Origin of the sequence: Pseudoalteromonas haloplanktis ATCC 14393, from assembly GCF_000238355.1 — a bacterium.
Lineage (GTDB): Bacteria > Pseudomonadota > Gammaproteobacteria > Enterobacterales > Alteromonadaceae > Pseudoalteromonas > Pseudoalteromonas haloplanktis.
Window position 1 is genome coordinate 1 of record NZ_AHCA01000007.1, and the last position, 26,840, is coordinate 26,840.

24 protein-coding genes are annotated in these 26,840 nt (G+C 41.1%); 11 read left to right on the forward strand and 13 right to left on the reverse strand.

What is annotated here, in order from left to right:
- Nucleotides 1-379: 379 nt before the first annotated feature.
- The 7 genes from PHAL_RS0113560 to PHAL_RS0113590 form a co-directional block, all read right to left on the reverse strand.
- Nucleotides 380-1,303 (reverse strand): alpha/beta fold hydrolase, encoded by a 924-nt coding sequence (locus tag PHAL_RS0113560; RefSeq protein WP_016708964.1) that lies wholly within the window; start codon nucleotides 1,301-1,303, stop codon nucleotides 380-382.
- A 123-nt stretch (nucleotides 1,304-1,426) separates the two neighbouring features.
- Nucleotides 1,427-2,350, reverse strand: coding sequence for a hypothetical protein (locus PHAL_RS0113565; RefSeq protein ID WP_029216157.1), 924 nt, complete (start codon nucleotides 2,348-2,350; stop codon nucleotides 1,427-1,429).
- A gap of 144 nt (nucleotides 2,351-2,494) precedes the next feature.
- Nucleotides 2,495-3,688 carry a dipeptidase gene (locus tag PHAL_RS0113570; RefSeq protein WP_029216158.1) on the reverse strand — a complete coding sequence of 398 codons (1,194 nt, stop codon included), beginning with the start codon at nucleotides 3,686-3,688 and terminating at the stop codon, nucleotides 2,495-2,497.
- 59 nt (nucleotides 3,689-3,747) lie between these two features.
- Nucleotides 3,748-3,993 (reverse strand): YheU family protein, encoded by a 246-nt coding sequence (locus PHAL_RS0113575; protein WP_016708967.1) that lies wholly within the window; start codon nucleotides 3,991-3,993, stop codon nucleotides 3,748-3,750.
- The gene (locus PHAL_RS0113580; RefSeq protein WP_016708968.1) at nucleotides 3,990-4,970 is read right to left on the reverse strand and encodes a hydrolase; all 981 of its coding nucleotides are present in this window, start codon (nucleotides 4,968-4,970) and stop codon (nucleotides 3,990-3,992) included. The genes PHAL_RS0113575 and PHAL_RS0113580 overlap by 4 nt, the downstream gene beginning before the upstream one ends.
- Nucleotides 4,971-5,597: 627 nt before the next feature.
- Complete coding sequence (locus PHAL_RS0113585) at nucleotides 5,598-6,011, reverse strand: TIGR02444 family protein (RefSeq protein WP_016708969.1); 414 nt, start codon at nucleotides 6,009-6,011, stop codon at nucleotides 5,598-5,600.
- Nucleotides 5,998-7,920: an ATP-binding cassette domain-containing protein gene (locus PHAL_RS0113590; RefSeq protein WP_016708970.1), complete on the reverse strand. Its 1,923-nt coding sequence runs from the start codon at nucleotides 7,918-7,920 to the stop codon at nucleotides 5,998-6,000. Before PHAL_RS0113590 ends, PHAL_RS0113585 begins: the two co-directional genes overlap by 14 nt.
- A 143-nt stretch (nucleotides 7,921-8,063) precedes the next feature.
- On the opposite strand from PHAL_RS0113590, the gene PHAL_RS0113595 reads away from it, so the two are divergent.
- On the forward strand, nucleotides 8,064-8,267 hold the full coding sequence (locus PHAL_RS0113595; protein WP_029216159.1) for a YheV family putative zinc ribbon protein: 204 nt from the start codon (nucleotides 8,064-8,066) through the stop codon (nucleotides 8,265-8,267).
- A gap of 10 nt (nucleotides 8,268-8,277) precedes the next feature.
- On the opposite strand, the gene PHAL_RS0113600 is transcribed toward PHAL_RS0113595, so the two are convergent.
- Together PHAL_RS0113600 and PHAL_RS0113605 are read right to left on the reverse strand one after the other, a co-directional pair.
- Nucleotides 8,278-8,493 (reverse strand): SlyX family protein, encoded by a 216-nt coding sequence (locus PHAL_RS0113600; RefSeq protein WP_016708972.1) that lies wholly within the window; start codon nucleotides 8,491-8,493, stop codon nucleotides 8,278-8,280.
- A complete protein-coding gene (locus tag PHAL_RS0113605; protein WP_016708973.1) occupies nucleotides 8,480-9,478 on the reverse strand; it encodes a WD40 repeat domain-containing protein in 999 nt (332 codons plus the stop codon). The genes PHAL_RS0113600 and PHAL_RS0113605 overlap by 14 nt, the downstream gene beginning before the upstream one ends.
- A 201-nt stretch (nucleotides 9,479-9,679) precedes the next feature.
- Between PHAL_RS0113605 and fkpA the strand changes: the two genes are divergently transcribed.
- Nucleotides 9,680-10,435, forward strand: a complete 756-nt coding sequence (gene fkpA / locus PHAL_RS0113610) for an FKBP-type peptidyl-prolyl cis-trans isomerase (protein WP_016708974.1) — start codon at nucleotides 9,680-9,682, stop codon at nucleotides 10,433-10,435.
- Between the two features lie 55 nt (nucleotides 10,436-10,490).
- Here fkpA and PHAL_RS0113615 read toward each other — a convergent pair whose 3' ends face one another.
- Together PHAL_RS0113615 and PHAL_RS0113620 are read right to left on the reverse strand one after the other, a co-directional pair.
- Nucleotides 10,491-11,543, reverse strand: a complete 1,053-nt coding sequence (locus PHAL_RS0113615; RefSeq protein ID WP_016708975.1) for a S66 peptidase family protein — start codon at nucleotides 11,541-11,543, stop codon at nucleotides 10,491-10,493.
- 164 nt (nucleotides 11,544-11,707) lie between these two features.
- Nucleotides 11,708-12,175: an Rsd/AlgQ family anti-sigma factor gene (locus PHAL_RS0113620; RefSeq protein WP_016708976.1), complete on the reverse strand. Its 468-nt coding sequence runs from the start codon at nucleotides 12,173-12,175 to the stop codon at nucleotides 11,708-11,710.
- 473 nt (nucleotides 12,176-12,648) lie between these two features.
- Here PHAL_RS0113620 and hemE point away from each other — a divergent pair, with 473 nt between their 5' ends.
- The gene (hemE, locus tag PHAL_RS0113625; RefSeq protein WP_016708977.1) at nucleotides 12,649-13,713 is read left to right on the forward strand and encodes a uroporphyrinogen decarboxylase; all 1,065 of its coding nucleotides are present in this window, start codon (nucleotides 12,649-12,651) and stop codon (nucleotides 13,711-13,713) included.
- A gap of 98 nt (nucleotides 13,714-13,811) precedes the next feature.
- Here hemE and sthA read toward each other — a convergent pair whose 3' ends face one another.
- Together sthA and PHAL_RS0113635 are read right to left on the reverse strand one after the other, a co-directional pair.
- A complete protein-coding gene (gene sthA, locus PHAL_RS0113630; RefSeq protein WP_016708978.1) occupies nucleotides 13,812-15,239 on the reverse strand; it encodes a Si-specific NAD(P)(+) transhydrogenase in 1,428 nt (475 codons plus the stop codon).
- 13 nt (nucleotides 15,240-15,252) lie between these two features.
- The gene (locus PHAL_RS0113635) at nucleotides 15,253-16,386 is read right to left on the reverse strand and encodes an acyl-CoA desaturase (RefSeq protein WP_016708979.1); all 1,134 of its coding nucleotides are present in this window, start codon (nucleotides 16,384-16,386) and stop codon (nucleotides 15,253-15,255) included.
- Between the two features lie 126 nt (nucleotides 16,387-16,512).
- Between PHAL_RS0113635 and fabR the strand changes: the two genes are divergently transcribed.
- The 8 genes from fabR to PHAL_RS0113675 all read left to right on the forward strand — a co-directional run bounded on the left by fabR (nucleotide 16,513) and on the right by PHAL_RS0113675 (nucleotide 26,764).
- A complete protein-coding gene (gene fabR / locus PHAL_RS0113640; RefSeq protein ID WP_016708980.1) occupies nucleotides 16,513-17,136 on the forward strand; it encodes an HTH-type transcriptional repressor FabR in 624 nt (207 codons plus the stop codon).
- A gap of 105 nt (nucleotides 17,137-17,241) precedes the next feature.
- A complete protein-coding gene (locus PHAL_RS0113645) occupies nucleotides 17,242-18,423 on the forward strand; it encodes a DUF4397 domain-containing protein (protein ID WP_016708981.1) in 1,182 nt (393 codons plus the stop codon).
- A gap of 33 nt (nucleotides 18,424-18,456) precedes the next feature.
- The gene (locus tag PHAL_RS0113650; protein ID WP_016708982.1) at nucleotides 18,457-19,113 is read left to right on the forward strand and encodes a PGRP and LysM peptidoglycan-binding domain-containing protein; all 657 of its coding nucleotides are present in this window, start codon (nucleotides 18,457-18,459) and stop codon (nucleotides 19,111-19,113) included.
- 1 nt (nucleotide 19,114) lies between these two features.
- On the forward strand, nucleotides 19,115-19,477 hold the full coding sequence (locus PHAL_RS0113655) for a hypothetical protein (protein WP_016708983.1): 363 nt from the start codon (nucleotides 19,115-19,117) through the stop codon (nucleotides 19,475-19,477).
- A 97-nt stretch (nucleotides 19,478-19,574) separates the two neighbouring features.
- On the forward strand, nucleotides 19,575-20,642 hold the full coding sequence (locus PHAL_RS0113660) for a PD40 domain-containing protein (protein WP_016708984.1): 1,068 nt from the start codon (nucleotides 19,575-19,577) through the stop codon (nucleotides 20,640-20,642).
- A gap of 1 nt (nucleotide 20,643) precedes the next feature.
- Nucleotides 20,644-20,991, forward strand: a complete 348-nt coding sequence (locus PHAL_RS23090) for a hypothetical protein (protein ID WP_016708985.1) — start codon at nucleotides 20,644-20,646, stop codon at nucleotides 20,989-20,991.
- A gap of 71 nt (nucleotides 20,992-21,062) precedes the next feature.
- Entirely contained in the window at nucleotides 21,063-22,127 is a 1,065-nt protein-coding gene (locus PHAL_RS0113670; RefSeq protein ID WP_016708986.1) for a hypothetical protein, read from the forward strand.
- Nucleotides 22,128-22,129: 2 nt separating this feature from the next.
- Nucleotides 22,130-26,764: an OmpA family protein gene (locus PHAL_RS0113675; protein ID WP_016708987.1), complete on the forward strand. Its 4,635-nt coding sequence runs from the start codon at nucleotides 22,130-22,132 to the stop codon at nucleotides 26,762-26,764.
- Nucleotides 26,765-26,840: the final 76 nt, after the last annotated feature.

Below are 26,840 nucleotides of genomic sequence, written 5' to 3' on the forward strand. Positions count from 1 at the left end.
AGGTGCTGGTGTTGTAGCAACTATCGTAGAGTAATAGTTAGCCTAGCTAATTAATACTAAAAAAACCCGAGGCTAGTCTCGGGTTTTTTAATGTCTGCGATTTACGTCATGTGAAGGTGGCGCTATTACCTTAGGCGTAGGTGCTTTGTAGCAACTATCGTAGAGTAATAATTAACGTTTAAGTTAATTATTAGAAAAAGGTCACTTCGGTGACCTTTTTTAATGCCTGCGATTTGAGCTGTAAGCTTTAAGCCGTAAGTTTTAAGCTGCCCGAGTGCTTTTTAATTGTTGACATAGTAACTTGCTACGAGCAGCTTTTTGGCTTACCGCTTACCGCTTACCGCTTACCGCTTACCGCTTACCGCTTACCGCTTACCGCTTACCGCTTGTTCTTTTTCAGTGCGCGCTTTTGCTCTGCTTTTTTAACGTGTTTACTGATCCACTTGGTCATTTTTGCCATTAATGCTGGCGGGAAGTCGTGGCCCATCCCGTTTACTATCTTTAATTTTGCTTTGCGTATCTGGTGTGCGGTTTGTTTTCCTGCGGCCACAGGCATGACAGGATCTGAGCTGCCGTGAATAACTAATGTTGGAGCTTTGATCTTCGGCATTAAATGTTGCCTACAATCACTGGCGGCAATGGCTGCGAGTTGTCGGTAAAAACCTTGGGGGTTGTGTGCTCTATCCACTCCTAATGTAGCTTGTTTACGTAGTGTTTGTTCATCTTGTGGATAAGCGGGGCTGCCTATTAGTTGATTTAGTTTGATATTGTAATGAATAGCACTGTCACGGTTTTCACGTCGCGGACGATGTTTAGCAAGCTGTATGAATAATTTCAAGCTAGCTGCCGAGAGTTTAGGTTTAGTTGAGCTCGACATAATTGAGGTTAAACTTAAAACCTTTTTCTTATTTTTTGCGGCAATAAGTTGCGCAATCATGCCACCCATTGATGCGCCGACTAGGTGCGCTTTTTTAATTTTTAGCGCAGCCATTAACTCCAGTACATCATTCGCCATATCATCCAGAGTGTAAGGGATATGAGAAGCGACGGGGAGGCGTTTGCTTAACCATATCTTAAATAGGTTTGGGTTGCCTAGCTGCCCAAGTTGGCTTGAAAGCCCCGTGTCGCGGTTATCAAATCGGATCACCCGAAAACCATTATTCACTAAGCCATAATACAGTTCGTCAGGCCATACTGTTAATTGCGCACCGAGTCCCATTATCAAAATAATAACGGGAGCAGCAAGCTCTCCGCTATCTTGATAGCTAATGTTGATACCGCTGCTCGTTTTAATAGTGCGCATAGTCGATTATGGATCTAATGCAGCTAATTAATTATGCAAAGTATAGTCAGAACAACGAGTAGCTTCATGCTCATTAGTATGAATTTTTTATATTCCAAAGCTTCTGCTTGTAGTGATCTGCTTTTAACTACCGCCATCAGCGTATTTTTGCAGCTCTGCTAGCATGTTTTCATTGCCAATCATTTCGTTTAATACCGAATAGACGTTATCGTCGGCAGAGTCTTGATATAGCGATAGAATGTGTTGTGCAATCTGTTGGCTATAGTCGCTTCTCTCGCTCTGAGCTTGATAGAATTGAGTTACTAAGCCTTGCCCTGCCAAACGACGAATATAATCGTTAGAATCTTGCTCTAGCAGTGCCGTAAAGCGTTCAGCTAAACGATAATCAAGCACTGGCGATTGAGTTGTAATTTCTATGGCTTGAATTTTAAATTTATCATCATGACTATTATCGGCCAGATCTAATACATTTTTAAAAACTTCATAATCATACTCAGGTATGTTGGCTTGATTTAAAATATATAAGTTCATTTGTAATTGAGCTAGCGCTGCTAATCTATCAATATCACTGGCATTTGGGTCAAGAATTTGCTGTCGTAATTGTACCGCCATATTTTCGGCATAGGCCGGTTCTGACTTTAAACGTAAGTCATAATCTTCTGGTAAATCAGCATAAAAGTCATATAAAGGGTTACTTTTACGCATTTTTTCGGCTTCTTGCTGATCTTTTTCATTGAGTACCGCAATTACCAGCTCTTTAAATTCGTCGTGATTGGTCGCTTCCTCAAATGCTGGGTTTTGCATTTGCAAATTAGCGAGTTGTAATTGTAAGGCGGTAATCTTTTTATTTAATAGATCGATAGATAGCTCGTTATAGTCGTTATTTAACGGAATGTTAGTGACCACTATTTCTGAACCATTTTGGTGTATAGCGTTTTGTTTTGCATGTGGGGTTACTACATGTTTTGCGAAAAAAGTACCGTAACATGATATAGCAATGGCAATTGTGGCGATAACAATTGCTACAGAGCCCTTATTGATAGGCATTAAAAATGTGCTCCAAAGATAAAACGCTAATTTACCCATTTTGGCGAAAAAGTTCTGTTAAAATATGTAGAAAGGCAGGTACAAAAATGAGTTTTTCAATGGCTTTGTGTAAGCTCCGGTTGCCCAGAGCTTAAAATGTACAGATTAATGTTTTTTCGCATACGCTTCGGCTTGCTGCCATACGCGTAGCATGTTGCCGCTGAGTATTTTTTTAATATCAGTGTTGCTGTAGCCTCGATCCATCAAACCCTGTACTAGGTTAGGATAGCTTGAAACATCTTTTAAGCCAGTTGGCAATGAATCACCCACACCGTCATAATCAGAGCCAATACCGACATAATCGATACCAATTAACTCAACAACATGATCGATATGGTCAAGCACTTGTGCAAGGCTTGCAAACGGGAATGGATTTTTAGCGCGATACGCCGCGTCAAAATCTTTACTTAATTTAGTGCCTTGTTTTTTCGCCGAGTCTTTTTTACTGTTTAGCTGATCATACCAATTACGGGAGCTGGCTGTGACAAAGCTTGAACCAAAATTAATCTGGATAACCCCGCCATTTTTTTTCAGTGCAAGTAGCATATCGTCATCCATGTTACGCTCAAAGCCCGGCGTATATTTGCGCAGCGACGAGTGTGAGGCAATTACAGGGGTTTTAGATAGCTCCATTACTTGGTAAAACGCATCATCTGAGATGTGCGATACGTCAATCAGCATACCGATATTGTTCATTTCAGTAACCAGCTTTTTACCAAATGGGCTCAAGCCTTTCCATTTACGGCGAATATCGTAAGATGAATCAGAAATATGGTTGCTTTGTGAATGGGCAAGAGTGATGTAGCGCACACCACGGTCAAAAAAGTGTTGTAAGTTTTTCATATCGCCTTCAATTGGCGAGCCATTTTCCATACCCATTGCTAGTGACATTTTGCCTTGCTTAAATTGCGTTTTAATATCAGAGGTAGAGCTTGCAATGGCAAATTTGTCTGGTGCACGCTGTGCAATCGCTTCCATGCTATCAATGAGTTGATTCGCTAGTTGGTAGCTTTTTCCTTTACCTTCAAATTCTAAATTAGCAGGAATATAAATCGACATAAACGGCGCATTTAAACCACCTTTAACGGCGCGAGGGTAGTCAAAATCACCGTCGTCAGTGGCTTTGGTTACATCTGCCCAGCTTTTGTGAATACGGTATGGAACATCAATGTGCGTATCGATTAAAATGGTTTCTTGTGTGAGCTTGATAGCTTTATCAGAGGGGGTAGTTGTATCTGCATTCACTTGGCTGCTAAGAGCTAGAGAAATAGCAACAACTATTGAGCTTAGTTTTATCATTTTTAATGGCTCTTGAAGTAAAAGAGCCATTGTGAAGTTTTATCGTGCGGCTGACAAGTTTACTCGTTAAACTGCTCTTCACTTTGTAGCGCCTTAAACTCGCTCTTAGAGATAATGGTGACTGATTCGTGTAGTTCAGAGAAGAACACCATCGCTTCGCCAGCGTTTAATTGCTGATTAACTTGCGCCACTTTTGCTTCAATACTAAATTCTTGTTCACCGTAGTCGGTGCCTTCACGTAAAACGTAACTTTCGATTAAGTTATAGAGTGTGTCTTTATCGAGTTGCTGGTGTGGAATGATCATAACTGCTCTTTTTTAACTACCTGATTGAAGTACTCAGGCACGATTTGCTCTAACCAGTAAACCGGTTTAAATGGGTTACTGCCCGTAATGAAACCAACATGGCCGCCTTTTTCTGAGATGCGTAGCGTAACATGTTCACTCACATCTTGCCTGCTCGGTACGGCTTTAATCGATAGCATTGGGTCGTCTTTAGCGTGCACAATTAACGTCGGTGTGGTTATGTGTTTTAAATAGGGCTTGGCACTAGCTTGTTGGTAATAATCCTCAGCACCAGAAAAACCATGCAAAGGAGCGGTTAGTTGGTCGTCAAATTGCCATAAATCATTAATTTCCATTAATTGCTTGGGTGTTAAATCGATTTGTTGCTCAATTTGTGGCAGTTTGCGTTGCATGGATTTCTTCATTCGGTCGAGCAAATATTTTTGATAAATTTTTGCTAGGCTCTTTCGTATTACTTGGCATGATGCCGACAACTCATAAGGAGCCGACACCACAGCTGCGCCATCAAGTCTGCACTGTTGGCCTTGTTCGCCTAAATATTTAGCAAGTACATTGCCACCGAGTGAAAAGCCAACTGCCAGTAACGGGCGATTTGGAAATTGTTGTTTAAGTTGTTTGATAAAAAAATCGAGATCGCCAGTTTCACCACTGTGGTACGCGCGAGGGAGGCGATTTACTTGCGTTGAGCAATTACGAAAATGCATTAAAACAACGCTAAACCCCTGCTTTTTTAGGGCTTTCATCATACCTTTGGCATAAAAGCTGTTTATATTGCCCTCAAGGCCGTGCAGTACAATGGCCAGCGGTGCATCGTCATTTCTTGGTAACGACCAAGCAAGTTCTAAAAAATCACCATCTGGGGTATCAAGCAGCTCTAATTGATAACGCGTATTATGAAAAGGGCGAAAAAAACGCGGCATAATGGTTTGCACATGACGATTACTCATCCACCACGCAGGCTTGAAATTTGTAAGCATTATTGACGACTACCTAGCTAATTGAAGTATAAGTGTAACAAATTTTTGGCAATAAAAAGCCCCTAATCAAATAACTTGATAGGGGCTTTGCGCGTCGTGCTTAATTCTAATTGGGGATATCTGCATCGTGTATTTTTTTCATAAAGAAATACACAAAGAAAAGGCATAAGCTGATTACTATTCCTAAAAAACCAAATGATAAAAATAGTACTGGGTCGCTAAAAAAATCTCTAAAGAATACGTCCATAACTTGCCTCCTGATGTCTATGGGTTAATCATAGGCTGGCTTAGCTGAGCTTGGTATGATCCAGATCAAGCTATTTTCCTAAGTTGATTAGCAGTGATACAGAAGTTGATTTGGATCAAGTCAGCTAGCGAGAGGAAAATTACAAGGTAATGAATTGCTGTAGGTCGTCATTTATGGCGACAATTTTTGCTGTAAGTCAGTTAAAGATCTTTTTGCACAAAGAGAACAGAATGAGAAGTAAATGAGGGGGAGTTAAAAATTTATTTGCAACAAAAGTAGGTTTCTTCAACAAAATATGACTACTGGTGGTAAGCGGCTTTAGCCATGAATTATTTCGTTATTAAAATTAACGCGCTAAAGCGCGACCTACATGAGAGCTTTTACAAATAGAGCTTTGTGTTACTTGGCGTGCTGCAAGGTGTTAGATCAAAGCTATTAATTGTGGTTATTAACAACTGTTGTTGTTGCTTTTCCAGCTTTAACTCGGCGCTGAGCAGGTTTTTACGAATCGCAGCATAATCTGAAATCGTGGTTTGATTTGCTTTTAAATAAGCGCGTGTGGCACGCAAGGGTGTTAATACCTGTTGATCCAATTCACTAATGCATTGTTCAAGTTTGTTTAGCTGGGCTTTGTTGATGGTGAGATTGAGAGAATCTAAATAGTACAGTAGCAAGCATAGGTTAACGTTTTTACCTTGCTGGTTTTGATAATCTAACAGGCGTGCTTGCATGCCATCTTCGCTATAAAGCTGACATGCAAACTGCCAAAAATCATCGCCGTTAAGCAAGTTCATCGGCAAAGGCCTGTTCTTTTTCTTCCATTTCTTCAAGGGCCATAAGTAGCTCTTCTTCGATGTCATTTACTTTGGGTGTTAATGTCGCTTGTTTAGCGAGTAACTCTTTGAGTTTTGCTTTGTTGTCATCGTTATAAAGCTCGTTATCGCCAAGTGATTCTTCGATTTCAGCTAATTCGGCTGAGTATTTATCGAGTTGCTTTTCAAGCTTTTCAATCTGTTTTTTAAGTGGTTGAACGGCTTTTCTAAACTCGGCTTCTAGGCGCTTTTGCTCTTTGCGATTTACTTGCGAGTTTGCTTTAGGCTCATCGTCAGCTTGCGTGGCTTTTGCCGCTTCTTTATTAGCATTGAGTAGCCATTGGTAGTATTCGTCTAAATCGTAGCCAAACTGGGTTACTTCACCGTTGTCGACTAAGTAATATTCGTCGGCAGTATTTTTTAGCATGTGACGGTCATGGGATACGGTTACCATTGCGCCTTCAAAGCCTTGTAATGCCATAACCAGTGCGTGACGCATTTCTAAGTCAAGGTGGTTGGTTGGCTCATCCAGTAGCAGTAAGTTAGGTTTTTGATAAACCAGCATAGCTAAAACTAGGCGGGCTTTTTCGCCACCAGAAAACGGTGCAACTGGCTCAAGGGCTTTATCACCTATAAAGGCAAAACCACCTAAAAAGTCACGTAGTGATTGCTCGCTTGCTTTTGGATTTAAACGCTGTAAATGAGTGACGGCGCTGGCTTTTAAATCTAGTGACTCCAGCTGATGCTGGGCGAAGTAACCTATATTTAAACCTTGATGTTGGAACACCTCACCAGCTTGCGGTTGTAACTCGCCAGAGAGCAACTTTATTAGGGTAGACTTACCTGCACCATTACGACCAAGTAGAGCAATACGGCTACCTGGCACTAAGTTGAGCTTTATACTGTGTAATATTGTCACATCACCATAGCCGGCTTGTGCTTTATCGAGCGTCATCAATGGGTTTGGTAATGCTGTAGGTTCCGCAAACTCAAAGTCAAAGGGGGAATCAGCGTGAGCGGGGGCGAGCTTTTCCATGCGTTCAAGGGCTTTAACACGACTTTGTGCTTGCTTAGCTTTACTTGCTTTTGCTTTAAAGCGAGTAATAAACTGCTCAAGGTGAGCAATTTGTTCTTGTTGTTTTTCAAACATCGCTTGGTGTTGCAACAAACGCTCAGCTTTTTGACGTTCAAACTGCGAGTAATTACCTTTGTAGACATTGATCAGCTGCTTATCAATGTGCCAAATTTGATCGACCACGGCATCCAGAAACTCACGGTCATGTGATATTAATACCAAGGTGCCTGTGTAAGCACGTAAAAAGCGTTCGAGCCAATACACGGCATCTAAATCTAAGTGGTTGGTTGGCTCATCCAGTAATAATAAATCAGCATCGCGAATAAGTGCTTGAGCTAAGTTTAAGCGCATACGCCAACCACCGGAAAAATCACTCACAGGGTTTTCGATTTGGTTATTGGCAAAACCTAAACCATGCAACAGTTCACCGGCTTTGGCTTCAATGCTGTAGCCTTTGATGTTTTCTAACTGGATATGAACTTTGGCTTGCGTGTCGCCATCGTTATTTTGTTCAGCTTCGCGCAGAGCAATACGTAATGCGTAATAATCTGGATGGCCTTGTAGTACATAGTCAATGGCACTTATTTCAAGTGCTGGGGTTTCTTGTTTTACCGAGGCAATCGACCAATCCTTTGGAATACTGCAATTACCCGCATCAAGCTGTAACTCAGATTTTAATAAGCTAAAAAGCGTCGATTTACCGCAACCATTTGCACCAACGAGGCCGACTTTGTGCTCTGGAAATAAGGTAGCCGATGCATCTTTAAGCAGTGCTTTACCGCCGCGGAGTAATTCAATTTCTGAGATCTGGATCATGTATTATGCGCTTTACTGTGCCTGTGTGAACTTGGCGCTATCATAGCACGGAAGCTGGGCTATATTTCAATTGCTAGCGTATCAACTGAACAGTTATTGGGTTAAAATGCGGCGAGTTTCTTTTCAAACTGTGAGAAAGCGTAGTGAAGCAGAAAAAACGATTTATTGCTGGAGCAACCTGCCCAGAGTGTAAAACAATGGATATGATGATGCTTTATAAAGAGCATGACGTAGAAAAAGTTGAGTGCATGCAGTGCGGCCATAAAATGGCGCAGCCAGAACAGGCAGTACAAGCATCAACACGCCAATTTGAGCAAGTAATCGGCGTGTTTAAACCGGGCGATTAAGCCGCGCTAATTAATAATGCGGCGGTGGTGGCTCTGGCATGTTTGACATCATCGACGGCGCTGATTGCGACTCTTTAATTTTTTCAGCCAGTAGCTCTGTTTGGCGTTTCATCTTCGCTAACAGCTGCTGGTGCACCTTAATTTCGTCATTTAAAATATCAATCGTTTCATCTTGAAAAGCGACTTTGGCTTCAAGTTCCATTAAGCGATGTTCAATTGTGTTCATTTTTATCTCGTCTAATAAAGCGCTCAGCGACTCCGCTGGAGCTTTCGGTTAACAACTTGGTATCGTTGTCAGTAAAAGCAACATCAAGCACCACCGCTGATTTAGGTCTGCTGCCTTCGCGCGGGGTGACATGCCAACTCTGAATTTTTTCACCCGTATCTAACTGCCATAAATCAACCAAGCGATTGGGTGAGCCGGTAGCAAGTAAGGTGCCTGCATCATTAAAGCGAACCGCAGTGAAAATTCTTTGTCGGGCAATATACGCCAGTTTACTAACAAGATCACCCGTTGTCAGCTGCCATACATGTGCCTGTGTCATACTGTCGGCGGTAAATGCATAGCGACCTTGTGGATCAAGGGCTACTTGAGTCACTCTGGTTGGGTGATTAAAGCGATGGATCACTTGCCCTGTTCGAGTATCCCAAAAATAGGCTACGTAGTCGTTAGAGCCGCTGAGGGCAAAATGTCCATTGGGGGATAAATCGACCGCGTTAATTTTTTCTTGATGACCAAGGAACTCTATGCGTCTACCGGTCTCTAATTCGAGATAAACAACCACGCCGTCGCTGCGACCGTATAAAACGCTGCGACCTTGGTTACTGATGGCGATATCTCGAATGGTGGCGGTTTTGATTTTGTAATAGCCGGTATTTTTTCCGCTAGCAATATCCCAAACAGCAAAGGTGGTTTTTTCTGCGGTGACAGCATGGCTATTGTCATACGCAATGGCGACAGTGTGAACTAGGCTATCTTGGGCTTGTTGCTGAAACCATTGGTATTTTAGCACTTGCTGTTGATTATCCCATAGGGCGACCCCATGGTGTATGGATGAGATCAGGCTGTATTTGCCATCATGAGATACTGCTGAGGCAAAGGAGCCTCTAGCTGCATGCTCATAGCTTGCAGTCGCTTGGTCTTTTTGTTCTGAGCAGGCAATTAGCAAGGTGCAGCACAGAAGATACAAAAAAGTACGAAATATCGACATATTACAGGTATTTCCCCTTAACTCTTAGTGATTGAGAGGTTAGACTAGGGCACGTTGAAGGCCAAGGTTGTTTATCTAATAACTTGAAAGTGCGCGGTAGCTTACAATCAGAAATTAGATAAGTAGCCTATCACGGGCCGTTAATCATTAACTAGTAATAATACAATAAATGACATCTGCAAAGTGTGTCGGAGATTTAAAATGAAAAAGACGATTAAATTGTCATTGATTGCAGCGTCAGTTTTTGCGCTAACAGCTTGTAATCAAGAAGCAAAACAAGAACAAGCAGCACCCGTTAAGCTAGATACTGAAGCACAACAACAAGCATACGGTATCGGTGCATCAGTTGGTAACTTTTTAAATAAAGATTTAGCTGATAAAAAAGAGTTAGGTATTGAGCTTGACCAAGCATTGCTTATTCGTGGTTTTGAAGATGCACTTGCTGGCGAAGCAAAACTTGACGAAGAAAAAATTCGTGAAGTATTAACTACACTTGATACATCTGTACGTACTAAGCAAGAAGCTCATGCGAAAGTTGAAGCTGAAAAAAGCAAAGCTGCAGGTGAAAAATACCTAGCTGATAATGCTGCAAAAGAAGGCGTTACAGTGACTGAATCAGGCCTTCAATATGAAGTGATCACTGAAGGTGATGGTGAAAAGCCAGTTGCTACAGATGTAGTTAAAGTACATTACAAAGGTACTTTATTAGACGGTACTGAATTTGACAGCTCTTATTCACGTAACGAACCAACAACTTTTCCTCTTAACCGCGTAATCGCTGGTTGGACTGAAGGTTTACAACTTATGCCCGTTGGCTCTAAGTACAAGTTCACCATTCCTGCTGAACTTGCTTACGGCGACCGTGACTTAGGTAAAATTCCAGCTAACTCAACACTTGTTTTTGAAGTAGAACTACTTGAAATTCAAAACGAAGAGCAAGCTGCTGCGGCAGAATAATTAGTTATTCTGGATTGAAAAGGGGCTCACTTGCCCCTTTTTTATTGTGTAAATTTTAGCTGAAGGCCGCCTCTTTCATAGTCAACGTGCCGGCATCCGCATTAATTTCAACTTGTGTGCCGACGGGTAAAATAAATTGTCGCTTAATATGGCCAATCATCGCACCGCGATAAGCGGGAATGCCCAGTGGCTTAATATAATCTGCAAAAATTTCATCAAGCGTTAATGAGCCATAACCTCGACCCGGTGTACAGTCGTTACAATCGCCAAATACAAAGCCGGCTATCTTATCCAGCGCCCCCATGAGTTTTAATGTGCTAAGCATGCGATCAATGCGATAAGGTGCTTCATCAATATCTTCTAAAAATAAAATCGCCCCGTCAAACTCAGGTAAATAAGTTGAGCCTGCTAAAGCGGTTAGTACGGTTAAATTACCTCCAATCAGTTGTCCTGTTGCTTTACCAGGAGTGATTGTTTGGGTCAGGTATTGGCTATTTACCAATTCGTCTTCGCCCTTAGGTAGGTTGCTAAAATGCATACGTGTTTGTTGCTCAAACATTTGCTGAAACTGCTTAACATGGAATCGGTTCCAGCTGCTTGATGCATTGGGGCCATGAAAACTAACAATGCCCGCTTTAGCAAGCAGTGCATTGTGTAATGCAGTTATGTCAGAGTAACCCATTAGCGGTTTGGCGTTAGCACGGATCATGGCATAGTCCAGTAATGGCAAGATACGCGCAGCCCCTGAGCCGCCTCGCAAGCAAAAAATAGCATCAACACTACTGTCGTTAAACAGCGCATTAAGATCGTCAGCACGCTGTGTATCTGTACCGGCAAGGTGGCCGCGTCTTGCCATAATATTAGGAGCTAACTTTGCTTTGTAACCAAGCGCTTCTATTACTTGCTTGGCTAAAATAATATCTTTTTGATTTGCAGTTGCCGCGGATGGACTGACTACGCCAATAGTCCCCTTTCTTGGTAGTGAGGTAGGTTTTTTCAAACTTAATACGTTGTGGTTTGATGAATTAGCGACTGCTTGCACGCTATTACCTGCGAGTAATCCAGCACTGAGAAGTGATACAGATTTTAAAAATGTACGTTTATTCATAGCGAGCCTTTGTTATTTTTATACACAATGGCTCTATCATTACATTATGGAAATATAAATTTCAATTATTTGGGGTGGTTTGGAATATTTAATTTTTATCGGTAAGGCAACAGGTAGAAAACAGACAAGGAGCAGAGCTCCTTGCTACAGCATAGTGGTGCTATTTAGGTATGATTAGAATACAAATTATCGATTAATTCATCTTCTAATTCAAAGCGCAGCTCAAGAGCTTCGCCTAGTTTTGATAAGTCATGATCAAAGTCATTGAGTAAATCTTCTTTATCTACTTCTGCATATTTATCATTAAAATCAAGAGCAGTATCGGTGGTTTCTGAAATTCGTGGATAAAGTTCATTGGCAAGCTTTTGACTACTAGGGCCTTTTTGTTCACATGCTTTGGCAATGTCGTCATACACCTCGAAGTGCCCAGCAGATAAGTAATCCATCAAGATTTGGCAAAAATTTTGGATCTGTAATTGATCTGGTAAAGCGTGGTCTTTTTGATCATACGGTGAAAAGCCAGCAATACGACAATATAAAACTAACAGCTCTTGACGTTCTGTAAGCCATTTATCGATAACGGTGTGGCTACCACCCCATTTTTGTTGAGCTTTTTCCAAACGCGTCAGCATTATCTTTCTCCTTAGCTGGGTTGGTTTCTTCTATAACAATGAAATATGCAGAAAAGATCAACACATTTTTTAAATAATTTAGTAATAAAAGGTTAATATATTGATATATAGGTAGTTATTATTACTACTTTGCAATTGTTCTGGGCAAGAAAAAACCACCATAAATGGTGGTTTAATTTCTTTTCCATGACTTGTTAAAACAAGCTTTCTTATTGTTATGGGAAGATTTTTATTTTTGTTGTTATATAATTTTTATTGTTTTTATTGTTAACGCGGAACAAGTTATACCAAGCTTTTTGTAATGTTGCAAACATATTAATGAAAAATTTCAAATGTTATTTTTTGTTGCTTGAATTTTAAGCGTAAAATAAAACCATTGATCTGTATCATCGGCAAGTACATTGCAATAGAGCACGGTGCGATATGGTGATACAATCTGCGCAATTTCATAACAGCTTTAGGATCTCTTACGCATGAGCGAATTAAAAAACGACCGTTATTTACGTGCACTACAAAAACAACCTGTTGATGTAACTCCGGTATGGATGATGCGCCAAGCAGGGCGCTATTTACCAGAATACCGTGCCACACGTGCACAAGCGGGCGATTTTATGAGCTTGTGTAAAAATGCTGAGCTAGCTTGCGAAGTAACCCTGCAACCGTTGCGTCGTTACCCGCTAGATGCTGCTATTTTATTCAGCGACATTTTAACGATTCCAGATGCAATGGGCTTAGGCTTGTATTTTGAAACAGGTGAGGGTCCTAAGTTTGAGCGCCCTATTTCATCATTAGCTGATGTAAAAAAGATCCCAAAGCTTGATCCAACCGATGAGCTTGGCTATGTAATGAATGCAGTAAGCACCATTCGCCGTGAATTAAAAGGCGAAGTACCACTGATTGGTTTCTCTGGTTCACCTTGGACTTTAGCCACTTATATGGTTGAGGGCGGTAGTAGCAAAGTATTTGGCAAAATAAAAAAAATGGCGTTTGCAGAGCCGCAAACATTACATTTGTTACTTGATAAGTTAGCAGATTCAGTGATCGACTACCTAAATGCACAAATTAAAGCGGGTGCACAGTCGTTAATGGTGTTTGACTCATGGGGTGGGGTATTGAGCCCACGTGATTATAATGAGTTCTCTTTGCAGTATATGCACAAAATTGTTGATGGCTTAATTCGTGAATATGACGGCCGTAAAGTGCCTGTAACGCTGTTTACTAAAAATGGTGGCCAATGGATAGAAGCAATCGCAGCAACAGGTTGTGACGCCGTAGGTCTTGATTGGACTATCAACATTGGTGATGCTAAACGTCGTGTTGGCGATAAAGTGGCATTACAAGGTAATATGGATCCATCAATGCTGCATGGTACACCTGATCGCATTCGCCAAGAAGTAGCAACAATACTTGAAGACTTTGGTACCGGTGATGGCCATGTATTTAACTTAGGCCATGGTATTACGCCAGATGTAGACCCTGAACATGCCGGCGTATTTATCAATGCCGTACATGAGTTAAGTGCGCAATATCATAAATAATAACCGTTAGAATAACGAGCCACTCGTTATTTACGTAGTAAAAAGCCCGCTAATGTTAGCGGGCTTTTTGTTGTCTTTTAAACGCTTTTAAATATGGGTTACTTAAATAAGCGGTTCAAACCATTTAACGCAGCAACACGGTAGGCCTCAGCCATGGTTGGGTAGTTAAACGTGGTATTTACAAAGTAATCAATGTTATTGCCGCCATTCTTTTGTTCCATAATGGCTTGGCCGATGTGAACAATTTCAGAGGCGCGCTCACCAAAGCAATGGACACCCAATACTTCTTTCGTTTCGGTATGAAATAATATTTTTAAGCTACCCACTTCAGTACCGGCAATTTGCGCTCGTGCTAAATGCTTAAATTGCGCACGGCCTACTTCGTACGGTATTTTAGCCGCAGTAAGCTGTTGTTCGGTTTTACCGACAGAACTCATTTCAGGAATGGTATAAATGCCTGCCGGAATATCAATAATTAGTTTTTCATCGCAATTGCCACAAGCTATGGCATCGGCGGCAATTCTACCTTGGTCAAATGCAGCACTGGCAAGGCTTGGGTAGCCAATAACATCACCCACGGCATAAATGTTATCAACCTCTGTTTGGTAGGTTTCATTGACTTTTAACTGGCCACGACCATCTGCTTTTAAGCCTACAGCTTCAAGGTTTAAACCGTCAGTGTTACCGGTGCGACCATTGGCAAATAAAATACAGTCTGCTTTGACGCGTTTACCTGATTTTAAATGCATCACTACACAATCGTCGCGAGTTTCAACGCGATCAAATTCTTCGTTATGGCGAATAACAATGCCGCTATTCCAAAAGTGATAACTTAGGGCATCTGATATTTCAGCATCCATAAATGCCAACAAGCGGTCACGGGTATTCACTAAATCAACCTTCGCCCCTAACCCTTTAAAGATTGATGCGTATTCACAACCGATAACCCCAGCACCATAAATTAATACGCGGTGAGGGTCATGTTCTAGCCCTAAAATAGTATCGCTGTCGTAAATGCGCGAATGGGTAAAGTCTACTTCTGGTGGACGATATGGGCGAGAACCTGTTGCAATAACAATTGTTTTAGCTGTTAATCGTTCAGTCGAACCATCATTACGCGTAATTTCAATTGTGTTTTTATCTACAAAGCTAGCATCACCTTGAAATAGGTGGATCCGGTTACGATCGTAAAAACTGCTGCGCAGATTTGACTGCTTAGAAATCACTGAACTGGCGTGGCGCAGAATATCAGGGAATGTTAAGCGACTAGGGCGTTCGCCGATATTAAATAATGGGTTTGCTTTATATTCGATATAGCGGCTCACAGAATGACGTAGCGCTTTTGAAGGAATAGTACCCCAATGTACACAACCGCCACCAACACCTTCTTGGCGTTCAATAACGGCTACTTTCTTGTTGCTTTTAGATAGGTTCATGGCGGTACCTTCACCGCCAGGACCTGTGCCTATAATAATCGCATCATATTGAAACGATTGTTGCTCTTTCTTTACTTGTTGTTTGGCCACAGCCACTCCTACATTAACTAAAAGAGGCTTTTAATAACCTCGCATTTAGTGCAAGCCATGCCTGTTTTTGATTTTCCCAGGCAGCTTCCAACTCATGATATTGTGCCATTAAAGCCGATTTTTCGCATTGTTGCAGCATGTTATTCTTTTTAACTTCTAATACTTGCTTTTTTAGTGCACAAAAGTGTTGTAGCTTTTTTAGCAATAAATCGTACTCTTGCTGCAATAATGTAAGCTTATCTTGCGCTAAAGGCAATTTAGCTAAACGGTTTTGTGTTTTGTTCATTAACGTTTCGGCTTTGGCTTTTTCGATACGTTCAACTGGTGTACGTTTTAATTTCTTTGCCAATCCAACACTGGCAAAGGCGCGGATCATCCATTTTGTTGGATCATAATGAAACCATTTAATGCCATTTCGATAGTCGCTGGCAAAAATATGGTGGAAATTATGATAACCTTCACCGTAAGTAAACAGAGCCAAAAAGCCGTTATCTCGTGCTGTATTTTTCTCAGTGTAAGGGCGTGACCCCCAAATGTGCGCAACTGAATTAATAAAAAAGGTAAAGTGTTGGCTTAATACTAAACGTAACAACCCTGCTAATAATAGCATACCAATTACATCGCCTATCATTAAACCTAGTAACAGGGGAATACCAATATTAGTTGCCAGAACTAGTTTCATATAATGACGATGCTGCCACATCACTACTTTATTGCGTTGTAAGTCACGGCAGTTAGAGTAATCACCATAGCTGTCGCCTTGGTAGTCACGTAGCATCCACCCTATATGGCTATACCAAAAACCGTTGGTTGCGGCGTAAGGGTCTTTTACTGGATCATCAACCTGACCATGATGAACACGGTGATCACTACTCCAATGTAACGCGCTATTTTGTAGTGCAAAGGCACCGCCTAAAGCGAAGATAAATTCAATAATTGGGTGAGCATCATAAGTTTTATGTGCCCAAAGGCGATGATAGCCAGCGGTAATCGACATACCAGCATAAAACATACACGCAACGAAGGCGATCCAATGCGCACTGCTAAAGCCATTGGTAAATCCATACCAAGGAACTAAGATGGCGGCTGCCAAAAAGGTAATACTGAAAAATAGGACGTTAGTCCAGATAATAGGTGGTTTTTTCATCTTAAAAAATCTGAGCGTACACTTGTAAGCTAAAATAATATTTCATTCTCTTGCCGTCAAGTATTAGACTGGGGAATTAAGATAAAAATCACCATAAATTGATTTTAATTAAATCAGGAGTAGTTTATGTCGGGTGTTCGCGCGCAACAGAAACAAAAAACACGACAAGCTCTAATTGAGGCGGCATTTAATCAACTTAGTGCTGATCATAGCTTTTCGAACCTCAGTTTACGTGAAGTAGCTCGTGAAGCGGGGATTGCGCCTACCTCGTTTTACCGCCATTTTAAAGACATGAATGAACTGGGCTTAACGATGGTTGACGAGGCGGGTTTAACGCTGCGTCAGCTAATGCGTCAAGCTCGTCGCCGCATAGCCAGTGGCGGTAGTGTTATTACTACTTCTGTGGTTACTTTTATGGAGTTTATTGATAATTCGAGCAATCAATTTAGGCTACTGCTGCGTGAGCGATCTGGCACTTCTAAAGCGTTTCGCGCCGCTGTAGCTCGTGAAATAAAGCATTTTATTTTAGAACTTGCACATTATCTTGAAAGTGAAACACCGTGTAATGCAAGCCAAGCGTATATTCAAGCAGAGGCTATGGTAACGTTAGTGTTTAACGCTGGCGCCGAAGCCCTTGATATTGAAGGTCAGCAACGTGATGAACTGGTTGAGCGCGTTATATGGCAATTACGTTATATTACTCGTGGTGCAAGTAATTATGTAAGAGAGAATAAAACCGATAGCGCATAATCAGTATAAATGCTTGTAGATTTTTTGTTCCTATTTCTTTATTATTGGCAACTACATTTGTACCTAGTTAATTAAAGCTAGGTAATAAAGAAAGCGAGGACGCACATGCTCACCAAGGACGCGGTGGACTTTCAACATGCCCATATTTTTGATGAAATTAAAGACGAAGTAATTACACCACCTGTTGTAACGTTTACGTACGTCAGGCGTGCTGAATTCACTCTATTACCGAAAAAAATCCAACGGCTTATTCAAGATAATCAGTATGGTGTAATCGATAAACGTCAAGCCGCACGGCTTCGTGATGATCCCCGCAGCCAATTTTGGATAAATGAAAAAACATGGCGAAAAGTCAGCTACAACAGCTATAAAAATACTGCGCAAGGCTTGGCTGTTTATCCAAAAGAGCCTGTGAATACCACTAAGTTTTCCTCATCTGGTGGAGCTAATGCTACACCTGATTATTCAGTATCAGAGCATTTTTTAAGTGACTCTCAACAAGCCGGTTTTTTAGCAACCCCAGCACTGCTTAATAGCCAGTACGGTGAAGGGCAAGCAAAATATATTGCCCAATCAATGCAGCAACATAGCCGCACTTCAAAGCCAACCGTAGTTGAAATTCATTTGCCCGCAGTGTGTATATACAAACCCGTTTTACAAAGTACGGTGCAGTTAAAAGCATCGCATCAAGTTAGGCAAAGTTTTTCTACCCATCTTTTACAAGCAAGTGAAACTGTAGAGCAACTTGCCCAGCAATATACCGGCTATAAAAATGCTAACTTAATTTACGACTACAACTTAGGTTTTAGCAGTCGTAAACCTGCAACCTCAGGCACCAGTTTACGAGTACCTGATGGCTGGAAACTTAATATTGAAGGCTCAAGTAGCAACAGTCGCACTGTGGTTATTAAATGGCAAGGGCCAACTAACGGGCAAGTAACCTTGCAACTCGATAAAAAGCGCCCAGATGAAGTATCGTTTTGGCAGCATTATTTTTCTGTAAAACCAGGTGTTTATACCGTGGTTGTTACTGCCAGTGGTGCAGTAGACACCACCACGTTTACAGTTGAGCAGCCGACATTAGCGTATGAAATCGAATTGCTTGACGAAGCCGGCGCACCGCAAGCCAACATGGGCTATAAAATTCGCCTGCGTAATGGCCACGTTATCACCGGCCAGCTCGATCAAAATGGCTACGCCAATGTGTCTGGTCCTGACTTTGAAAACGCCAAAGTGAGTTTTTTTGAACTTGCCGATCATGACTGGTCTGTAGGTCATATCACCTAACAGCGGTTTATATTTAGATATAAGGATATATCAATGGTACACCAACACACCGTTGCGCAAGGCGAAACATTGTTACGCATAGCACGTCAATATGGTTATAAAACCTCAACCGCCTTGTATAACCACCCTAGTAATGCTGAATTTAAAGCACTACGCCCTGATCCTAATTTAATTTTTCCGGGTGACATTATCAAGATCCCGCAAAAAACCGAAAAATTCATGCCGCTAAAAACAGGTAGTAAAAACACTTTTGTGGTTCGCGATGAAAAGGAATATTTTCGCCTAAAAGTAGCGTATGACGATGGCGAGGATATTGCGGGTAAACGTGTCGTGCTTAATATTGGCAGCCAAACAATCGATACCGTATTGCAAAGTGATGGGCTTATCGAAGTAGAGCTTAATAATAATGACGCACTTACTGGCAGCGTCGATTTATATTTAAAAGCAGGTGACACCACACCAACTAAAAGCTTTGCGGTACAAATAGGCAACCTAGATCCAATCGACACGCTTTCTGGCGTGCAGGGACGTTGTAATATGTTGGGGTTTAATTGCGGTAAAGTTGATGGCGTCATGGGGGAAAAAACACGCATTGGGGTAAAAGAATTTCAGTACCAACATGAACTAGAAGTTGATGGTATTCCTGGCCCTAAAACCAAAGCAAAATTACAACAAGTATTTGGGAGTTAGTATGAGTACCCCGCATAGTATGCCAATGGTAGTTAACAATACAAATCTGTTAACGATTGTGAAACCCGCTTTTGTATTTTTGTATCAAGTCGATACAAATACAAAAAATTACGCAAAAGAACAGCTTGTGCTAGTAAATAATCAACATAACTGGCAGCAAATAAAACCCATATCACGTGTAATACCTGAGGGGGATTGGGTTCGTATAGAATTTACCGACATCCCCCAAAGTGGCAATTTCGATTTAATACAAGACCCAAACGACGGTCAGCCTACTTACTATATATTTGATAACGTGCCATTCAGCGAGCTTAACAAGCAAACACCAAAAACTGTAACAATGGCAGAAATAACAGAAGAGTAAGCGCATTCATTTTGTCTTCATTATAAAAAGTTTTAAATAATGAGTTTGTTTACAGCAATCCAATAAATAGGCTCATTCAGTAAAAGGATAGTTTTTGATGTTTTTTAAAAAATACAGCATGTTTTGTGTGTTCTCTCTTTGTGCCAGCTTGGTACTAAGCGGTTGCTCGGAGCCGTCATCACAGGGTTCTGAGCAAGTAGAGATTGACCTTGCTAAATACCCATGGGCAGAGGAGCATAAAAACCACTCTAAGTGGCCAATGGAAATACGTGAAGAGGTGTATGGTGATGCTGATACATTTTCAACCCCGCGGTTAATGTTTTGGAGTAAATACAAATACAGTGAGGTACGCACGCTGTGGTCATCTCGTTTAGATGGCTCAGACAGGCGCCGCATAATTCCTGAAGAAGTGTTTATACAATTCAGGCCTGTAGGGCTACATAAACCAAGCCGCTCCCCAGATAACCGCTATATAGCTATTTCGGGTTATATCAATGATAGAGCGACGCGCCAGCTTTACGATACCAAAGAGCAAAGGTTGATTACCATGTCAGGTGGTGGTGGTTACCCGTGGTTTAACTGGACCTCAGACAGCGAAAACGTAATCTTTTACTCAGATGGCAAAAACTTTAATTACCATGTTCCAACAGGCGAGCTAACCCCGCGGCCGCAAATTCACCACAGTGGCGCTGCTTTTTTACTTCCGGGAGATAAAGAGTTTTTAGCGGTAAAGCACGATGGTTTTTGGATTCACTCGTTTGATGGCGAGATAGTACGCAAAGTTAATTTTGGTTTCCCAAAAGCGTGGGAAATGAAAAACCACCGTATTTCACCCGATGGCAAATACTTGGCATTTATGACTCAAGGTAGACCAAAAGCACATTTTCATTGGGTTAATATTGCTAACCCGGAAATAAAGAGCTCAGAAATAGGGGAAGGTAATGGCGTTATCTTCTCTGATAAAGAAGATTATCAGCTTGAATATACCAATCGCAATTTGCCTGAGCGTAATGAGAAAGGGTGGTTCCTTTCCGAGCGTATTATAAGAACAATAAACATAGTGACAGGCGAGCAATCAGAAGTATTAGAAAAAGAGAATAATATTTGGGGTATGGGCTCAATATACCCTATTGCAATTACTAATTCGGCAATGCAAGGAAGTTAATATGCATGAACTAAGCAAAGGATCTGCAAGCCCATTGGTGTACTTATTAACTGGTTATGTTGAAAACAATAAACCCATTGGTAAGTTAACCCCGGTAGCAAACCGAATCGTGGTGGCTGAACAGCCAAAGCTAGCCACATACGATACAAAAAAGCCTGTTGTTTTAAAAACTAATAGTGCTGGTATTTTATCGACAATAAACAGTGATTCATTAGAGACGCGCCTGCCGTTTCATGCATACACGGCTAATAATAATCAACGACCTATGATTATTCCACCAATGGAGTCTATCGGGCTTATTGCCAATAATAACCAACAGGCTGGGCGAAAGAGTTTGTTGATAATTTAAAAAGTTTTAAATAATGAGTTTGTTTACAGCAATCCAATAAATAGGCTCATTCAGTAAAAGGATAGTTTTTGATGTTTTTTAAAAAATACAGCATGTTTTGTGTGTTCTCTCTTTGTGCCAGCTTGGTACTAAGCGGTTGCTCGGAGCCGTCATCACAGGGTTCTGAGCAAGTAGAGATTGACCTTGCTAAATACCCATGGGCAGAGGAGCATAAAAACCACCCTGAGTGGCCAATGGAAATACGTGAAGAGGTGTATGGCGATGCTGATACATTTTCAACCCCGCGGTTAATGTTTTGGAATAAATATAAATACAGTGAGGTACGCACACTGTGGTCATCAAGGTTAGATGGCTCAGACAGGCGCCGCATAATTCCTGAAGAAGTGTTTATGCAATTTAGACCCGTAGGGCTGCATAAACCAAGCCGCTCCCCAGATAACCGCTATATCGCTATTTCGGGTTATATAAATGACCGAGCTACTCGTCAGTTGTACGACACTAAAGAGCAAAAGTTAATTACCATGTCAGGCGGTGGTGGTCATCCTTCATTTAACTGGACCTCAGATAGCGATAATGTGATTTTTTATGCAGATGGTAAGCATTACAACTACAAGGTATCAACAGCAACACTTACACAGCGCGAAATAATTTACGCTGACGAGCTATTTTTACTGCCCGGCGATAAAGAGTTTTTAGCGGTAAAGCATGATGGCTTTTGGATACATAAGTTTGATGGTGAGATAGTACGTAAAGTGAATTTTGGTTTTCCACGCAAATGGAGAATGAAAAACCATCGAATTTCGCCCGATGGCAAGTATTTAGCGTTTATGACCCACGCTAGACCGAAAGCCCACTTTCATTGGGTGAATATTGCAAACCCTGAAATAGAGCACTCAGAAAAAGGGGAGGGAAATGGCGTAATCTTTTCACTTGATGAAGATGTTACCCTTAAATTTGGCTATAACCCTAGAGGTGAAGTTGATGAAAATAACAAGCCAGTTACTTATAGTATTATTACCCAAACTAATATTTTAACCGGTGAACAGCAGGTAATACGCACTAAAGAAATGAGAATGTGGGGGCTTAGAAGCATAGCGCCCATTGCTATTACCAACCAAAAAGCACAGAGTAACTAATTATGCATGACATGAGCAAAGGAAGTGCCAGCCCAATAGTGTACTTATTAACTGGTTATGTTGAAAACAACACGCCCGTGGGTAGATTAACCCCGGTAGCAAATCGATTTGTGGTGGCTGAACAGCCTAAGTCAGCTGCCTATGATGTAAAAAAACCTGTTATATTAAAAACAAATAGCGCAGGTATTTTATCGACAATAAATAGTGATTCATTAGAGGTACGCCAGCCATTTCATGCATACATGGCTAATAATAATCAACGATCTATTATTATTCCGCCAATGGAGTCTATAGGGCTTATTGCAAATAATAACCCAACAGGCTGGGCAAAAGAGTTTGTTAATAATTTAAAAAATTACAGTAGCACAAATACACCGCTATTAGAGTTACAAACAGTCCCCGTTACCAATTTAAAACAACCTACAGAAAATAGCGAAGATGACACTTACAATAAATGGTATGAAAAAGAAATAACTCAGAAGAACGTACAAAGTATCCAAGCTTATATACTGGCAAAAACCCGAGCAGTAATTTTAAGTATTAATCCAAACATCCCGCTTCTTTCTCCGGGTGAAAATATTGTTTTGTCACCGCCTGTGGGTGAAGATTTATTTGCTACTTTCGACACTGAAACTAAATTAGCAGTGATATCAGGTACTAACAAGATACTACCCAAAGGGTTGTATAGAATCAAAGTAAGGCTTGATCAAGATACCTACCAAGCTAATATTTCAAACTGGTGTGCCAAATCAGTTCAGTCAGATGATAACTACGATTACTACGAACTTGCCGAAATGCTCCGCTTTGATATAAAAAATGAAGCCGGTGAGTTTGATGTGATTAACTGCGATCCGCTTTCGGTTGAAGAGGCAATAATAAAGCAATTCCCGCGCTTTTATAGCCACTTAATTAGTTATGCAAAAGATTTAAAAACCGAGCATGCTACCTATGACCCGAAAAACATCAGTGTAAAAGATGAAAATGGTAAAGAAATTGGCCGCGCTAAAGTCAGCGATGAGCCCATTAAAATGGCTAGTGGCTATGAAAGCTTTTGTCATGGTTGGGCGGTGACAAAAGGCCGCGCACAACTCGCCGCCGGGTTAATAAATACCGATATAACCGCCAGTGCCAGTAATGGTAACTTTACTACTAACGGTAAATTTGTGTTAGGCAGTAAAATTGCCAAAGCTTTACACGATCATTTAAGAGCGAATGCAGATACAACCATTCAAGCCACCCTTGATTCTGTATTTGCGATGCAAGAAGGGCAAGATGCGTGGCAAAAGCTACGCAGTGCGCGCGCAGGCTTTACCACAGATGATTGGAAAGATGCGCTTGCAAAAAACTTGTGGCGCTTGCCTGATAATACACCTGCGCAAATGAGGGAGTACAGCGGTACTGTCGCTGGGCGTATTGGTATTCCTAAAGTGGCCATGGATGCAACAGGCAATGCGTTAAATATAGCTGACCTAGCGACTAACATTGTTGCGCTCGGGCAAACGACAGTACAACAAATTGGCACTAATATCCCTAATTTAGTGCAATCTAAGCAGCATTATAAAACCATTGCACAAGATTACTTTGAGCATTTAAGCGCTAAAGAAATAGTAAAAGACGTGGTAATTAAAGCACAGTTTGCACTTAATAGTGAGCAGGTAACCGATGAATACCGTGATGCTATTTTGCAGCAAAGTGAAGCGGTTTTAAAAGCGTTTGAGCTAAACGAATCTCTTAAAATTATAGTGGCAGGCCATACCTGCGATCTGGGTCATTACGATTATAATATGGCGCTATCTGAGCGACGAGCCGATGCTGTTAAAAATGTTTTAGTAACTCAAGCAGGTATTGATGAAGCGCGCATTGAAGTGCAAGGTCTGGGTTATACTCAGCCACTTGTAAATAATAAAGACGAAGCCAGCCGAGCGCAAAATCGCCGTGTACATATTGCCGCTTATGCTATTAGCCAGCTCTCTGTTTGCCCATCACGCGAAGGTATGGATAGCTTAGAGCGCTTTCGTAATTTAACTGTGGTTAACGACATAAAAGTAGGTGAAACGGTTGATGCCATGGCGTGGCAAATGATCAACATTGCTTTGGGTGTGATGGCATTTATTCCGGCAACAGCGCCCATTGCGGCGGCGGTGGCAGTTATAAAAGCAGGTGGTGCTATAGCTACATCAGCTGCTAATTTAATGGATGAAGTACTGCTCGATAATACCTGTAAAAAGTACTATGCCGAAATTCAAAGAGATAAACGCCTAGGCCAAGAATGTGCGGCTAACCAAGGGATGATGCATGAGCTGCTTAATGAATTTAAAGACAGCGAAAGCACAGAACAAAGTACGCAGTGGGCTGCGCAATTTAGACTGCGCTCAGAGGCAATATCGGGCCTGATGGGCTTGTTATTAAGGGCCCAGCGTGAAGGAGATAAAAGCGAATATTATAGCAACCTAGAGCGTTATAAAGTAAAACAATACATAGAAAACTTTTTATTAGGTGATAGCTGGGCGCTTCCTAATTTACCCGGTGCGTCTATTCGAATGGATACGTTTTGGGTTTTTTTAATTGATGGCATTACCGCACAACAAAGTAATGATACTGATAATAAAGCGCTCTATGGTTTTAGTGACAATTACAGCCTGTTAGATAAAGCCGCACGTAAAGCTGTGGTAAAAGATCCCGAAAATACGCTCTATATGCAATCTCAATTTAATCCTTACGGCTTTTATATGATGGCGGTGCCAACACTCGCGCGTGAACATAACTATATTACCGCTGAATTTCAAAACTACTTTCCTATTCATACCTTTGGCACGCAAGAAAAAGCAGGCAGTAAATACTTAGAAAGCTTTGCAAACACATTTGAGCCGGTATTTTCTGACTATGGTGAGGCGAGCTATCACCACAGCGCTATATACTATCAAGACCAAAATTCAAAAAAATGGTTGCCAATTATTGCTAACAAACTAAAGCGCTTAACGCCATTCACACCTATTCGTGTTTTAGTGGTGTTTAACGATACGATGACCGCTATTGCCCCTATTGCCTTTAAAGTTACGCGTTGTGATGGGGTAAATAACGAGCTTGCTTACAAAGAGCTCGTAAGGCCGCTTGTTGAGTCTGAGCTATTAGAAAGCGAAAAGCACTTTGCAGGAAAGTTTGGCTGTGTGTTTACGCCGTTTTTTCAGCTAGGGCCAAAAACATATTTGGGTACTAAACCCATGGTGCATAAAGAAGCTTTTTACCCATTTATGCATGACTCTGCACTTGAATATTATCGAGCTAAAAACTTTGCTGACATGCGTTATTACATTAGTGCCCAAGTTGGCAGTAGTCGTGAAGTAGTATTGCCGTTAATGGGTGAGCGAGAAGAGAATAACGATGAAATGATTTTTGACTCCGGCTATTTAAATATTCTTAATGGGCTTGGTATAAAAAATAAATATATAGCTACCGACTTTTATGTAGATTTAAATACAGAACGTGATGGTGGCAATGAAGAGTCACTACTAATAAAAGATTTTTTAACCAGTAAAAGTTCTAGTTTTGTTCGTCCTGAACTTTTTGCCGGGGAAAAAAGTGTTCGAATATTGGTGCGTTTTGGTGGTGAAGGGAAGCCTTATTTAATAACCAGTAAAATACAAAGGCAAGGACACTCAATCCGTTTATTTGAAAGCCAATTTGATGCAGCACAAAGTTTAGGGTTTAAAGTACGCCAGTTTGGTGATGGCATTATTTTTGATGACTTTGACTGGAATACCAAAGTAGACATTATGGTCGTTGCTACCTGTACAAAACTTGAATCAGAAAACTATACAAAAACACTGATAGGTTTGAATTGGCGCAGTGTGCCATGTGAATTAACTCTACAACAAACCATTGGCATTAATGATGTGGGCCCTACTTATAAATCAAGACTCTATTATTTAGGTAAGGCGACTCGTAATGCAAATAAAGGCTACAACCAAGCTTTAAATAGATGGGAAGATGATAACTATCAATTTGATGACTCAACAGGTGCAAAGTTTAGAGAATACCGAGAGTTTGTTGAGCTACTTAATAAGGCTGGGCACAGTAATGACAGAGGCATGCAAGGTCGAGCGCTTCTTAATTGGCATAATAAAGACGCTAAAGCATTTGCCGGTGAAGAGCAGGTTTTTGTTTTTGCAGCGAACTTTAGCTTAAAGTATGAATCGCCAAAGCGTGTTGAAGTAAACGGCTTAAGGCCTTTTGGTGAGATATTTACAAACCAACTTAGTGATATATACACCAGCGAGGAAGACAGGGTGTATAACATGGAGTTAGGCGTTGCTAGCTTTAATTCTGCGGGTAATTCTGGTTTTAACTTTAATGATATAGGCTCAATGACTGATAACACCAGTAATCATGGTTTGCAGTTAAAGTTACCATTGCCTAACCCTACAAATAGCGATTTACCTTGGGGGAAAACATTACCAGAAGCTGGTTTAAAGGAGTTAGCTGCCAAGCTAAATGGCGAGCATTCAACTCCATCACAAAAAGCATTGTATAAACGGTTGTCAGAGGAAGGGTTGACTGAAGATGAAGCAAAGCAGTGGTTTATTGAAGATGCGACAAAGTCGAAAGTAAAACCGTTAGGGGCTTTTAAAAACGAATAAAGCGATATTGTTGTGATGCAAGGTCGCGGTTGCACATTACACGAACTTCGTTCAAAGCAAACACTATAGCGGGAGA